Source organism: Clostridioides sp. ZZV15-6598 (assembly GCF_020657705.1).
GTDB lineage: Bacteria > Bacillota > Clostridia > Peptostreptococcales > Peptostreptococcaceae > Clostridioides > Clostridioides difficile_F.
Genome location: NZ_JAGWCS010000279.1, coordinates 1 through 1174, shown reverse-complemented (window position 1 = coordinate 1174; position 1174 = coordinate 1). Strand labels below are relative to the sequence as shown.

The 1174-nt window shown below is 23.9% G+C and carries 2 protein-coding genes; both read right to left on the bottom strand.

The window, feature by feature from the left end:
• Positions 1-493: 493 nt before the first annotated feature.
• Complete coding sequence (locus KGF50_RS21530) at positions 494-706, bottom strand: helix-turn-helix transcriptional regulator (protein ID WP_169470054.1); 213 nt, start codon at positions 704-706, stop codon at positions 494-496.
• Entirely contained in the window at positions 707-1123 is a 417-nt protein-coding gene (locus KGF50_RS21525) for a hypothetical protein (RefSeq protein ID WP_227849952.1), read from the bottom strand. It abuts the gene before it with no gap.
• Positions 1124-1174 lie beyond the last annotated feature (51 nt).

Sequence of the window (1174 nt, the reverse complement as noted above, 5' to 3'; positions counted from 1 at the left end):
ATAAGAAAGTTGAAGCTATAGAAAAATTAGATAAAATATTTTCATTGTAAAAATCAAATACATAAAATACTATGATTTCATATAGTTAATTATAAAATCAAAATAAGGATACAAATTAATTTTATATTATCTTGTACCCTTATTCTTATCTAGTTTTTAACTGTTTATCTTGGATAGACTTAATTCTTGAGCTAAGTATATATGACCCTTACAGTGCATATCTGATACACCCTCACTTATAAGTTTATATGTTTCAGAAGTATATAAATAATTCATACTTTCTTCCAAGCTCTTACCTGTTTGTTTAGAAAATTCTAATATGATTTTTTTATATAATATTTATAATAATGTTTTATTTGCTTCCATAAAACTATACCTCCTCTTCACACCTAAACTTTAAATATTTATCTAATATTTATTAATTAACTCTCTATTCACTAATTTTTATCATTTACAATACTCTTCTTATCTTAAAACAATTATAATCTATCCACTATTCTTCTTCAATAAATTCAAACAAATTTTCTACTGTGGTATCAAATACTTTGGCAATATCCATCGCTAGCTTTAAAGAAGGATTATATTTTCCATTTTCTAAGTGTACAATAGTCTCACGTCTTACCCCAACTGATTTAGCAAGTTCATTTTGCGTCATAAGTAATTTTTCTCTATATTCTTTAATTTTTGTTTTCATCAATATTGCCACTTAGTTACATATCCCCCTTTTATCAAAGTATATATACAAAATTAATTTAGATAAAGACTGTATAAATAAAACTGCAATGAGAATTATACCTGTATCCAAGTTTGATATATTTATATTATTTGTATAAGGAGTTGCAAAAAAAATAGCTATTATAACTATAGAATATATCATTATTTTTATTGCAATTTGATTAACCTTTGATAGTATAAATTTAGATGATTCATCAACTAAATCATTATATTTTTTATTATAGATTGAATAACATCCAAAAACTATTAACCAACTCAATCCTGGAAGAGATACAGTACTTGGACCTTTAAAAATATACTTAGTCGCTAATACAGCTATAAAAAAATAAGTTATTACAAGTAATTCCAAGATGAGCTTTGATCTTACACCAGTTTCCGATTTAGACATATAAAATCACTCCTTAAAAGTTATATATTTATAACACTTCATGTTATAAAT

What these genes read in the sequence shown, in the direction of transcription:
- KGF50_RS21525 (WP_227849952.1), bottom strand. Translation starts at nt 1,123, where the DNA reads ATGTCTAAATCGGAAACTGGTGTAAGATCAAAGCTCATCTTGGAATTA.